At 32.6% G+C, this 13244-nt stretch carries 14 protein-coding genes; all 14 read left to right on the top strand.

The genetic code is table 11. The features are described 5' to 3' along the window. On the top strand, positions 1 to 707 hold a 707-nt coding region (locus tag JJE11_RS05935; RefSeq protein WP_291633593.1), incomplete at its 5' end, for a hypothetical protein. A gap of 209 nt (positions 708 to 916) precedes the next feature. Next, complete coding sequence (gene ruvA, locus JJE11_RS05930) at positions 917 to 1516, top strand: Holliday junction branch migration protein RuvA (RefSeq protein WP_291633591.1); 600 nt, start codon at positions 917 to 919, stop codon at positions 1514 to 1516. A 23-nt stretch (positions 1517 to 1539) separates the two neighbouring features. Beyond that, positions 1540 to 2535, top strand: coding sequence for a Holliday junction branch migration DNA helicase RuvB (ruvB, locus tag JJE11_RS05925; RefSeq protein ID WP_291633595.1), 996 nt, complete (start codon positions 1540 to 1542; stop codon positions 2533 to 2535). A gap of 5 nt (positions 2536 to 2540) precedes the next feature. Next, positions 2541 to 3566 carry a tRNA preQ1(34) S-adenosylmethionine ribosyltransferase-isomerase QueA gene (queA, locus tag JJE11_RS05920; protein ID WP_291633589.1) on the top strand — a complete coding sequence of 342 codons (1026 nt, stop codon included), beginning with the start codon at positions 2541 to 2543 and terminating at the stop codon, positions 3564 to 3566. Positions 3567 to 3610: 44 nt separating this feature from the next. Next, positions 3611 to 4735, top strand: a complete 1125-nt coding sequence (gene tgt / locus JJE11_RS05915) for a tRNA guanosine(34) transglycosylase Tgt (protein WP_291633587.1) — start codon at positions 3611 to 3613, stop codon at positions 4733 to 4735. A 139-nt stretch (positions 4736 to 4874) separates the two neighbouring features. Next, on the top strand, positions 4875 to 5165 hold the full coding sequence (yajC, locus tag JJE11_RS05910) for a preprotein translocase subunit YajC (protein WP_291633585.1): 291 nt from the start codon (positions 4875 to 4877) through the stop codon (positions 5163 to 5165). A 102-nt stretch (positions 5166 to 5267) separates the two neighbouring features. Continuing rightward, positions 5268 to 5636 carry a TIGR04086 family membrane protein gene (locus JJE11_RS05905; protein WP_291633584.1) on the top strand — a complete coding sequence of 123 codons (369 nt, stop codon included), beginning with the start codon at positions 5268 to 5270 and terminating at the stop codon, positions 5634 to 5636. Positions 5637 to 5704: 68 nt separating this feature from the next. Beyond that, on the top strand, positions 5705 to 5842 hold the full coding sequence (gene scfA, locus JJE11_RS05900; RefSeq protein WP_291633581.1) for a six-cysteine ranthipeptide SCIFF: 138 nt from the start codon (positions 5705 to 5707) through the stop codon (positions 5840 to 5842). Between the two features lie 59 nt (positions 5843 to 5901). Beyond that, entirely contained in the window at positions 5902 to 7266 is a 1365-nt protein-coding gene (gene scfB, locus JJE11_RS05895; protein WP_291633579.1) for a thioether cross-link-forming SCIFF peptide maturase, read from the top strand. 81 nt (positions 7267 to 7347) lie between these two features. After that, the gene (secD, locus tag JJE11_RS05890; RefSeq protein ID WP_291633577.1) at positions 7348 to 8586 is read left to right on the top strand and encodes a protein translocase subunit SecD; all 1239 of its coding nucleotides are present in this window, start codon (positions 7348 to 7350) and stop codon (positions 8584 to 8586) included. A gap of 4 nt (positions 8587 to 8590) precedes the next feature. Then, a complete protein-coding gene (secF, locus tag JJE11_RS05885) occupies positions 8591 to 9469 on the top strand; it encodes a protein translocase subunit SecF (RefSeq protein WP_291633575.1) in 879 nt (292 codons plus the stop codon). Between the two features lie 158 nt (positions 9470 to 9627). After that, entirely contained in the window at positions 9628 to 10506 is an 879-nt protein-coding gene (locus JJE11_RS05880; RefSeq protein ID WP_291633573.1) for a DHH family phosphoesterase, read from the top strand. Positions 10507 to 10783: 277 nt separating this feature from the next. Then, on the top strand, positions 10784 to 11302 hold the full coding sequence (locus JJE11_RS05875; protein WP_291633571.1) for an adenine phosphoribosyltransferase: 519 nt from the start codon (positions 10784 to 10786) through the stop codon (positions 11300 to 11302). Positions 11303 to 11430: 128 nt separating this feature from the next. Next, a partial coding sequence (locus JJE11_RS05870) for a bifunctional (p)ppGpp synthetase/guanosine-3',5'-bis(diphosphate) 3'-pyrophosphohydrolase (RefSeq protein WP_291633569.1) occupies positions 11431 to 13244 on the top strand: 1814 nt, incomplete at its 3' end.

Genomic DNA, 13244 nt, shown 5'->3' with positions numbered 1-13244 from the left:
GTGCCAACTACTCTCTTGTTCACTATTTAAATAAAAATGATTTAAAGCTTGAAACTTGTGGTACATTGCCATATTTAAAACTCACTGCCAAAAGTATTGTTGATAATTCAATGCAAACAGCGGTGACTACTAATATGGCTATGGTAGCGCTGGATACAAATTTCGTTTTTAAAATTAAATATAAAGATAATGAAGTAAGAAATATGGTGCTTGAAAAACATTTTAATGGCTCTACTGAACTAATTGGGAAAACTCAAGCAGAACTTAATGAGAGTTTTAAAAACCAAGGTTACACAGTTTCTAATATGGGCAAGGATGAAATAATTTTTGTTAATAATAGTGATAGGTACAGCTATAAAGCTAATAGGTATTTTTTAGGCGTATATGAAAACCTGGTAACAATTTATAAAACAGATAAAAATGGAGATATAACTGCTCATAAATTATTTAATTCTAATGTATATGCTTCAGATGGCACTCAGCAGAAATATGACTTTGACACACAGGACAAAATAGAATTACAATATATCAAAATTGAAGATTTAAAAGAAAAAGATGGAGTGGTTGATAACCTAATTAGAGGTAGAAAGTATAGCAAAGATATTGAGGCAAGCGTGGATATTGAAGAAAGTGCAGAATATGAAAAAGGGGAATTTAAAACTCCTGAAAAGGCTTTTGATTATGCTATGAGTTTATTAAAATCTTAAGTCGTCATCATATAAAATAAATAAATATGTACTAAAGCCTTAAGAAAAATATATTTCTTAAGGTTTTTTGATTTAATATTCAATTTCATGTGCCTTAATTATTGAATTAAAAGCGTTTAGGTGGTAAAGTATTAGATAGTCGTTATGAAAATGGGAAGGTAATAATTAATACTTGTGTCATCCCATAAAGTAGCAAGGGGGTAAATGAGATGTATGAATATATAAAAGGAATTTTTGTAGGGATTAATAAAGACTACATTGTGGTAGATAATAATGGTATGGGTTACAAAATATATACCTCTGGAAGTACTATGGCGAACATGCCTAAAACTAACGAGTATGCGTTATTATATATAAAACAAATTGTTAGAGAAGATTTTATTGGACTATACGGATTTCTAACACTTGACGAATTAGAGATGTTTAACCTTGTAATTAGTATCAATGGAGTCGGGGCAAAAGCTGCATTATCATTACTTTCTATTTGCAATGTAACAAATCTAAAATATGCGATTGTATCTGGAGATGAAAAAACTATCGTGCGGGCACCAGGTATAGGAAAGAAAATTGCTCAAAGAATAATTTTAGAACTCAGAGAAAAAATCCATATGGAGCAATCTGAAGTTAATAATTTATCACAAATTTCAGGAAGTGATTTAGATGGCGATAAAAAAATTATAGAGGTTTTAGGAGCTCTTATGTCACTTGGATATTCTGAAAAGGAAGCGGAAAAGGCATTAAAGGCTATTAGTCGCGAAGAATCACTTGAAAATATGATTAAAGATTGTTTAAAATATTTAATGAACTAAGGTGGTAGTAAACTATGGATGATATTGAGGAAAGAATTATTACTTCGTCGGTCATTGAAGAAGATTTGGAAGCAGATTACTCACTAAGACCCCAAAAGCTTTCTGAGTATATCGGTCAATCAAAAATAAAAGAAAAATTAAATATATTTATTAAAGCAGCTCAAAATAGAGAAGAAGCGCTTGACCATGTTTTATTATATGGACCACCTGGCCTTGGAAAGACAACGCTTGCTAATATTATCGCAAAAGAAATGAAAGGAAGCTTAAAAATAACCTCCGGACCCGCTATTGAAAGAGCAGGGGATCTGGCAGCTATTTTAACTAGTTTGAGTGATTATGATGTGCTTTTTATTGATGAAATACATAGGCTTAATAGAGCAATAGAAGAAATATTATATCCTGCTATGGAAGATTATGCACTAGATATTGTAATTGGAAAAGGCGCTTCAGCAAAATCTATACGACTAGATCTTCCTAAGTTTACTCTTATTGGAGCGACCACTAGAATTGGACTCTTAACGGCACCTCTCCGTGATAGATTTGGCGTATTAAGTTCTATGGAATATTATACTGAAGGTGAGTTAAAAGAAATAGTAATTCGATCTTCTTCTATTTTAAAGGTAGACATAACAGAAGGAGCTGCAGTGGAAATTGCAAGACGTTCAAGAGGTACTCCGAGAATTGCTAATCGTTTGCTTAAGAGAGTTCGCGATTATTGTGATGTTAAGGGAAATGGAATTATTGATTTAAATATAGCAAAGTCTGCGGCAGAACTTCTTGAAATTGATGGTGAGGGCTTTGATAGAATAGATAATAAAATGCTCCATGCTATTATAGATAACTTTAATGGGGGACCGGTAGGCATAGAGACTTTATCATATTTTGTAGGGGAAGAAATAGGCACACTAGAGGATGTCTATGAACCTTATTTAATTCAAAAGGGGTTCATAATAAGAACACCAAGGGGAAGAATGGCTTCTGAAAAGGCCTATCAACATTTAAATAAAGAAAGGGTGTAGTTTTTTTGAAAGTTAAGGATTTTGATTTTGATTTGCCAAAGGAGCTAATTGCACAACATCCACTTGAGAAAAGGGATGAGTCAAGACTCATGGTAGTTAATAAAACGAATAATGAAATAGAACACAAGAAATTCAAAGATATAATAGAATATTTAAACCCAGGAGATTGCTTAGTGCTAAATGATACTAGGGTTTTACCTGCAAGACTTCTAGGGATGAAAGCAGGAACAGGTGGCAAAATGGAATTCTTGCTCCTAAAAAGAATTGATCAAAACCATTGGGAAACGCTAGTGAAACCAGGGAAAAGAGCAAAGATTGGAACTACGTTTATTTTTGGTAATGGAGAACTTAAGGCAGAGGTTATAAGCGTTTCTGAGGGTGGAAGTAGACTAGTAAAATTTGAATTTGAAGGAATATTTGAAGAGGTTTTAGATAAATTGGGAGAGATGCCTCTGCCTCCATATATAACTGAAAAATTGGAAGATAAAGAAAGATATCAGACTGTATTTTCAAAAGAAGTAGGCTCAGCAGCAGCACCTACTGCAGGTCTTCATTTTACAGAGGATTTGTTACAGAAAATTAAAGCAAAAGGCGTTAAAATTGCCTTCGTAACACTACATGTAGGGCTAGGTACTTTTAGACCTGTAAAAGCTGAAGTAGTAGAAGAACATGAAATGCATTCAGAGCATTATATGCTTAGTAGTGAAACTGCAAAGATAATAAATGAGGCAAGGGAAAAGGGTGGTAGAGTAATTGCGGTAGGCACTACATCTAATAGAACACTCGAAAGTATAGCTGATGAGCAAGGAAAAGTTTGCGAAAAATCGGGATGGACAGATATTTTTATTTACCCAGGATATAAATTTAAAATTGTTAATGCTTTAATAACCAATTTTCATTTACCAGAATCAACACTAATAATGTTAGTTAGCGCTTTTGCCGGTCAAGATTTAGTTATGGGTGCATATGATATGGCAGTAAAAGAAGAATACAGATTCTTCAGTTTTGGAGACGCCATGTTTTTATATTAACAAATGGATATTCAATTAATTATTGTATAGAAAGTAGGGTAAATATGTATAAATTACTTAAGAAAAGTGGTAAAGTAAGACGTGGTGAGTTTACAACACCTCATGGCGTTATTCAAACACCTGTATTTATGAATGTTGGAACTCAAGCAGTTATTAAGGGTGCAGTCTCCACCATGGATTTAAAAGAAATTGGCTGCCAAGTAGAATTATCTAATACATATCACTTGCATTTACGGCCGTCAGACAAGGTTGTAAAGCAAATGGGTGGACTTCACAAATTTATGAATTGGGATAGACCTATTCTTACAGATTCAGGCGGATTTCAAGTGTTTTCGTTATCAAAGATGAGAAAGATCAAAGAAGAGGGAGTTTATTTTAATTCACATATTGATGGAAAGAAAATATTCATGGGGCCAGAAGAAAGTATGCAGATACAAAGCAACTTAGGATCTACAATTGCCATGGCCTTCGATGAATGTATACCAAACCCATCTACCAGAGAATATGTAGAAGATTCAGTAGCAAGAACTACAAGATGGTTAGAACGATGCATAATTGAAATGGATAGATTAAATTTAGATGAGGGCACTGTAAATAAAAAACAAATGTTATTTGGCATTAATCAAGGTGGAACATACGCGGATATTAGAATAGAACATGCTAAAACAATTAGTAAAATGAACCTGGATGGTTATGCTATAGGCGGCCTTGCAGTGGGAGAGACGCACGCGGATATGTATAGAATTATTGATGAAGTTGTTCCATACTTGCCCCAGGATAAACCAATATATCTTATGGGAGTAGGTTATCCAAGTAATATTCTAGAAGCTGTATCAAGAGGCGTAGATTTTTTTGATTGTGTACTGCCAGCAAGAAACGGAAGGCATGGAAATGTGTTTACGAGTGATGGTAAAATAAATATAACAAATGCTAAATTTGAGCTAGATGGCGGTCCAATTGATGAAGGATGCAAGTGTCCGGCTTGCATGCATTATACAAGAGCTTATATAAGACACTTATTTAAGGCAAAAGAGATGCTTGCGATGAGGCTTTGTGTACTTCATAATCTATATTTTTATAATAAACTTATGGAAGATGTGCGTTCTGCCATTGATAATGATTGTTTTGAAGAGTTTAAGGCCGAAAAACTAGCTCGGTGGAATGAATAAACACAATTATTCGCTATAATATAATTAACCTATAAAACTAACAATAAGTTATGTTAGCTGTTGCTTATGAATTAATTTTTATGGTAGAATTATTTTATTATAATTTTAAAAAAATATTATGGAAGGGAGGGAAATATAAATGGGACAATTAGGAACTTTATTGCCGTTAATATTAATGCTTGGAGTATTTTACTTAGTAATATTTATACCTGAAAACAAAAGAAAGAAAAAGTATGCAGCACTTTTAACAAATTTAAAAGTAAATGATGAAGTAATGACAAAAGGCGGTATAATAGGAAAAATCATCAATATTCAAGATGATTATATTGTACTAGAAAGTGGTCCAGACAGAACTAGAATAAAACTCGCAAAAACTGGAATAGGCACAGTTACAAATTTAAGTAGTGATATGATAGTAGAGAAAAAGTAGAAAAATAAGTAATAAAACCCCTTTTTAAATCATAATTAATATTATAGATTTCATTATAAAATAATTTTTTAAATGAAATCTGTGAAAAAAGGGGGGATTTACATGGAAAATAAAAAAAAATATTCTTGTGCTGGAGAAGGCGTATTTAGGGCTGCTATTTTAACCTTAATTGTACTCGTAATTTATTCTATAATAACAACTTACATGCCAGCTAGCATGAAGGTAACATCAGTTTTTTATGTTATAGTAACATTAGTTAGTGTGCTATATGGCTCTATATTTGCTGCCAAAAAAGCAGGAGAAAAAGGTTGGCTAATGGGTATTATGGTTGCAGCTACTTACATGCTAGTTTTATATTTAGTTAAAGTTTTTGGTGGTGGAAGCACTGCTATTGGTATGACAGAAGTAATAAGAACAGCTTTAGCTCTAGGCATAGGTGTGTTGTCAGGAATGCTTGGAATAAATCTATAGAAATGCTTTATTTAGCCAAGATATTATGATATAATTCATAAGGTAACTTTACGAATGGAGGAATAGAAATGAAACATATAAAAACTATAAACGCAGCAAGCATTAAACAAAGCTTGAAAAAACCAGGATGTAAGGAATGTGCTAATTCATGCCAATCAGCATGCAAAACTTCTTGTACAGTAGCTAACTTGGCTTGTGAAAATTAATATCATTAATGTGGCAGTAACTTAGGGTTACTGCTTTAAATTTAGTTAGGAGGAGAAAATTGGCACTTATTCATAAATTTATTCAAGATAACGAATATTATTTAATTGATGTAAATTCTGGAGCACTACATGTAGTGGATGAAATAGTTTATGATCTTTTGGATGAAAATTCACTTAGAGAAAAAGAAGAGTTAATAGGAAAGTTTAATGAAAAATACAAGGTAGAAGATATTGAGGAAGCGTATAGCGAAATTCAGAGCTTAGTAAAGGAAGAAATGCTATACACAGGAGATTTATACGAGTCAATTGCAATGAACATTGGACAAACAGAGTCTTACATAAAGGCACTGTGCCTAAATATAATACATGATTGTAATTTAAGATGTAAATACTGTTTCGCTGATGAGGGTGAGTACCACGGCTGCAAACAAACAATGTCAGTGGAAGTTGGCAAGAAAGCAATAGATTTTGTTATAGGAAAATCGGGGCCAAGAAAAAACATAGAGGTGGACTTATTTGGCGGAGAGCCACTTATGGCTTTTGATATAATAAAAGAAATAGTAGAATACGCTAAAATTCAAGAAAAGCTTCATGAAAAAAATATAAGATTTACTATGACTACCAATGCCACATTACTTAATGATGAAATTATGAAGTATATGGATGAAAATATGGGTAACATCGTGCTTAGCATAGATGGTAGAAAATCTGTTAATGATAAGGTACGCGTAAGAGTAGATGGAAGTGGGTCATATGATAGAATACTTCCTAACATTAAGAAAATGGTTGATATGAGAGATAAATCGAAACTTTACTATGTGAGGGGAACATTCACTAGAGAAAATACTGACTTCTATGAAGATATAAAACATATGGCAGATTTAGGGTTTAAAGAAATATCAATAGAACCAGTAGTTTTACCACCTGAACATGAACTTTCACTTAGAGAGGAAGATTTACCGATTATTTTTGAACAATATGATAAGCTATATGCTGATATGCTTCAAAGGTATAAGGATGGAACTGACTTCAAATTCTACCATTTTAACATAGATCTGCAAGGTGGACCTTGCGTTTATAAGCGAATTTCTGGATGTGGAGCTGGTCATGAATATATAGCCGTTACTCCGGATGGTGATATATATCCTTGTCATCAATTTGTTGGTAATAAAGATTTTCTAATGGGCGATATATATAATGGAATGAATAATAAAAAAATGGAATTAGAATTTAAAGAAGCACATATTTACAACAAACCTAAATGTATTGAATGCTGGGCTAAATTTTACTGTAGTGGTGGATGCCAAGCAAATAACTTTAACTTTAATGGAGATATACATATTCCTTATGAAATTGGATGCAAGATGCAGAAGAAAAGGATTGAATGTGCTATAGCTTTAAAAGCAAAAACAACTGATAAGTAAATTACGCATACCTAAATATTGACTAAGTTTATTAATCATAATATACTTGTAGTTATGAATAGGTAGCGAAGGGGGATAAAGATGAAAAAGAAAAAAAGTATGATACTGTTTATGCTCAGTGTTTTAGTTGTTGGGATATTGGCATACACAGGATTTTACGGAGTGAAAATAGGAGATTATAGGTTTATACCATTTACTGAAACAATAAATAAAGGGTTAGATCTGCAGGGTGGAATTTCTGTCTTAGAGGAAATTCAAGGTGGAAAGGTTGATAAAAGCACTTTAGACAGAGCAATTGAGCTTATTTCTATGAGAGTTAATAAAATGGGAGTTAGTGAGACACTAGTTGTTCAAGAAGGTAATAATAGAATTAGAATTGAAATACCAGGTAAATTTGATTCTAAAGAAATTCTTGATACTGTTGCAAAATCAGGAGTACTTAAATTTGTTGGTCCTGATAATGTGACAATTCTTACTGGTACAGATGTAAAAGATGCTAGTGCATACCTAGATCAAGATAATCAACCTACTATAGGACTTGAACTAAATGCATCAGGAACGAAAAAATTTGCAGAAGCAACACAGAAATTTCTAGGAAAGCCAATTACTATTTATATGGATGAGGACGAGTTAACTAGTCCTACAGTTCAAGCAGTTATAACAGATGGTAAAGCTGTTATTACAGGAAGTAAGACGTTAGAAGAAGCTACGTCACAAGCTCAAATTATTAAATCAGGAGCATTACCTGTAACTTTAAAAGCTATTTCTGTTAAAACAGTTGGAGCTACATTAGGTAAAAGTGCATTGCCATTAAGTATGAAGGCTGGAGGTATAGGAATATTATTTATATTGTTATTTATGCTTTTATATTATAGAGTACCAGGTATGATTGCAGACATATCTTTAATTTTGTATGTCGTTTTGGTTCTTGCCACATTCTCGGCTGTTAATGCCACTTTGACACTTGCAGGTATAGCAGGATTTCTACTTACCGTTGGTATGGCAGTAGATGCTAATGTGTTAATATTTGAAAGAATAAAGGAAGAACTTAAAACTGGAAAATCAATAAAATCATCAGTGGATTCTGGGTTTCATAGGGCCTTGTCATCAATATTAGATTCAAACACTACAACTATAATTGCTGCTTTAGTTCTATACAGTGTTGGAACAGGCGCAGTTAAAGGGTTTGCACTAACACTTATGATTGGTATAGTTTTAAGTGTATTTACAGCACTTACTAGCACAAAATTCTTATTAAAATTAGCTGTTGAAATGGGACTATTAAGTAAGACATCTCATTTTGGCGTGAAGAGGGGGTAAGCATATGATAAAGATAGTTGAAAAAACTAAAGTATGGTTTGCTATGTCTCTAATTATAATTGTAATAGGAATGGGATTCATGGCAAAAGACGGACTAAATTTAGGTATAGATTTTAAAGGTGGTACAGTGCTTGACATAAAAATGAATCAAGAATTTATAAAAGCCGATGTGGATAAAATAATTGACAAACACGCAAAGGGTGAATATACATCTAAAACAATAGACGACGGTAAAGATTTGGAAATAACCGTAAAAAGTGATGCACTCCCTCCTGCTGAAATAGGAACATTGGTAAAAGAAATTAAGGTTCAGTATAAATCTAGTGAATTACTTACACAAAATACAATTGGTGCATCTGTTGGTAGTGAATTAAAGTCAAAAGCACTAACTGGTTTAATTGTTGCAGTGGTTTGTATGTTAATGTATATTGCATTTAGATTTGAATTTAAATTTGGAATAGCAGCAGTAGTTGCATTAGTGCACGATGTTTTAATTACTCTTGGAGTATATGCAGTGCTCCAAATACCAGTAAACTCACCGTTTATTGCAGCTATTCTGACTATAATTGGTTACTCTATTAATGATACTATAGTTGTATTCGATAGAATAAGAGAAAACCAAAAGAGTATGAGAAAATCATCTTTAGAAGATATTACTAATACGAGTATTACTCAGACTTTAGCAAGATCAATAAATACAGTTACTACAACTTTGTTTACTGTAGTTGCGGTATATGTATTTGTACCATCTATTAGAGAGCTTAGTTTACCATTAATAATAGGTATATTAGTTGGATGCTATTCTTCAATCTTTATAGCAAGTCCGGTTTGGGTGTTACTAAAGAAAAGAAATAAAAAAGCAACTAAAAAAGCAATAGCTTAATCAAGCTATTCCTTGGTTCAAATAATTAAAAATTAAAGGCAGAGAAGTATGATGTATTAAGTACTTCTTTGTTTTTTATTATAATCATCATGATATTTCATAAGAAAAATATTATGATAATTATAATAATGTGTTTTCTATTAACTTTGAGGAGTTTTATGGTGGATTATCTTAAAAACATGCAAAAGAAAAATAATGAATTTATAGATTATAATATGTATAATCCGTTTTTATTAAAAGGAATGGAGGCTGCATTATATAGAATTGTCAAAGCTATAAACCTGCGAGAAAAAATTGTAATTTATGGCTTTTATGACGTGGATAGTATTGCGGCAATTTCCTTATTGATGTTAGTGCTGAAGTTTCTAAATGCAGATGTGGAGTATTTTATACCAAGTAAGCGGACTGAAAGTCGTGATTTAAATGAAAGTGATATTACGAGTTACATAAAGTATTTAGGACCAGAACTTATAATAACTTTGGGCTGTGGGATGAATTCTCTAAGGGAAATAGAAATGTGTAAATGCATGGGAATTGATGTTATAATCACAGATTTTCACAAACCCACGAGTCACGCACCTAACACCATTGTTATCAACCCAAAACAGAAGGGTTGCAATTACCCCTTCAAGGGGTTATGTGCTTCAGGAATTACATTTAAACTAGCACAAGCAATTTCATCTTACTACAAGATGAAATCCATAAATAAATATATGGATTTGGTAATGATAGGTACTATTTCTACTAAAAGTAAATTAAAGAGCGAAAATAAAATAATTGCAAGAGAAGGTATAAAGCAATTAAATTGTACATATAATTATGGGATTTGTGCACTCCTAAAAACGCATAATATCAAGATCATAAATGAAGAGGCAGTATCCAAATTGGCTTTAACCGTAATGCCTACCATTAATCCCGTTGGAAGAATGGATAATGCTAAAATTGTTGTTGAGTTATTTATTACAGATGATAGCAATAGAGCGCTACAGATATCAAAGTACTTAGATAAGGAACTGAAAAATAGTCATATACTTTAAAGACATTTCAGAAGGAAAGTTTACTACTTCTATAAGTGAGAGGTCCATACAATAACAAATAGAAAACTTATATGAGAGTCTAAATCTCCTTCTGAAGTCGTTAATTGCTGCTCCGCAGAAGATGATTTAATGACATACTACAGGTAAGTTTTACTACATAATGTTTCTGTTGCATAAATAACTCATTATAATATATAATAATTAGTGTACGTAAAAAATGAAATATAATAAATGTTAGTGTTTTGTATACTACAATTTTATTTTAGGGGGGATAAACGTGGATTTAAAGAATAGCATTAGAATCATAGAAGATTTTCCGAAAAAGGGTATCAGTTATAAAGATATAACTACGTTACTACAAGATGGGGACGTACTTAAGTATACTATAGATGGTCTGGTAGAATATTTGAAAGATAAAAGTGTTGATGTTATAGTAGGGCCAGAGGCAAGAGGATTTTTGTTTGGTGTACCAGTGGCATATGCTCTTGGCGCAGGATTTGTACCAGTTAGAAAACCAGGTAAGTTACCTTATGATACTATGGAAATTGAGTATGAACTTGAATATGGTATTGATAAACTTGAAATTCATAAGGATGCAATAAGGCCAGGACAAAAGGTAGCTATAGTAGACGATTTACTTGCGACTGGTGGTACAGTTGCAGCTGTAACAAAACTTATAGAGCAAATGGGCGGAGTTGTTGTTTCATTAAACTTTGTAATTGAATTAACAGGGCTTAATGGGAAAGACAAGTTAAAGGGTTATGATATGATGTCTCTAGTAAAGTACGATATTTAATTCTTATTAAAATGTCTTGTAGTAATTACTAAATTAAAATTGCATATTTCTACAAGATATTATATAATATTAGAAAAAGTATTGGCTGGTTAATTAAACCAGCCTTTGATTTTAGGAGTGTATAAGCCATGTTGGAAAAATTGTTATATAAGATTGAAAATAATTGTAATAATGTAGATAAAGATCTTATTATTAAAGCCTTTAATTTTTCTTATGCTGCGCATAAAGAGCAAAAGAGAGAGTCTGGTGAGCCCTATGTAGTGCACCCAGTAGAAGTTGCATGTATTTTAGCTGAAATGGGACTTGATACTAGCACACTCGTTGCAGGCTTACTTCATGATGTGATTGAAGATACAATATATACTTTTGAAGATGTAAGCAAGGAGTTTAATATAGAAGTAGCAACTTTAGTGGAGGGTGTAACTAAGCTTGGACTAATTACATATAAGACTAAGGAAGAGGAACAGGCTGATAATGTTCGTAAAATGCTCTTAGCTATGGCTAAGGATATTAGAGTTATCCTTATTAAACTTGCAGATAGACTTCATAATATGCGAACGCTTAAATTTATGCCGGTTGCAAAACAAAAACAGAAGGCAAAAGAAACTTTGGATATTTATGCTCCATTAGCACACAGACTTGGAATGTCTAAAATTAAATGGGAGCTAGAGGACTTATCACTTAGGTATTTAAATCCAAATGAGTATTATAATTTAGTAAGGATAATTGCAGAAAAAAGAGTTGAGCGAGAAGAAAATATCAACAATATAATGGTAGAATTAAAATTTAACTTAGATATAGTTGGAATAGAAGCTGATATTGATGGAAGACCAAAACATTTTTACAGCATCTACAGAAAAATGGTTTCCAAAAATAAGACTATAGATCAAGTTTTTGATTTAACTGCAGTTAGAATTTTAGTTAACGATATTGGAAATTGCTATGCAGCACTAGGTATAGTGCATACGGTTTATAAACCGATTCCGGGGAGATTTAAAGACTATATTGCAATGCCAAAACCCAACATGTATCAATCATTACATTCAACAGTAATCGGACCACAAGGAAAACCTCTTGAAATCCAAATTAGAACTTATGAGATGCATAAGACCGCAGAATATGGTATTGCAGCTCATTGGAAGTATAAAGAGGGTGTAGAGAGTGCAGAGGGGAGTGACGATGAAAAATTTGATTCTAAATTTTCATGGCTCAAGGATATTCTTGAATGGCAAGGGGAAACTTTTGATGCAGAAGAATTTATGGAAGGATTTAAAATAGATTTATTTTCGGATGAAGTTTTTGTGTTTTCACCAAAGGGAGAGGTCATTAACCTACCGCTTGATGCAACGCCAATTGATTTTGCATACAGAATTCATACAGACATAGGTCATAAGTGTATGGGTGCTAAAGTTAATGGAAGAATGGTACCACTCGAATATCACTTAAAAACTGGCGAAATAGTTGAAATTGTAACTTCACCTACGCCAAAGGGACCTAATATTGATTGGCTAAACATCACAAAGAGTAATCAAGCTAAAAGTAAAATTAAAGCTTGGTTCAAAAAGGCTAAAAGAGATGAGAGTATTGAAAAAGGTAAAGACTTATTAGAACGAGAATCTAAAAGGCAAGGATATAATTTTGGAGAAATTGCTAAGGGTGAAGCAATAGAAAAAATGTATAAGAGATATAATTTTAGAACTCTTGATGATTTGTTTGCTTATGTTGGAGTAGGAGATATTGTGCCTTCAACTGTAGTTAATAGATTGAGAGAGGTTTTTGAGAATAAAAACAAAGAAAACATGACCATCGAGGACATTGAGCAAAAGTTAACAAAGACCGTGAGCAAAGATGAGAAAAAGCGAATGGACTTTCAAGGACTAATAGTTAAGGGTGAGGGAAATGTGCTTGTAAGGTTCGCTAAGTGCTGTAATCCTGTTCCAGG

The organism is Clostridium sp. (assembly GCF_016650095.1).
GTDB lineage: Bacteria > Bacillota > Clostridia > Clostridiales > Clostridiaceae > Clostridium_AD.
Note: the sequence above shows the minus strand (reverse complement) of the source record. Positions and strands in the feature narration are given on the sequence as shown.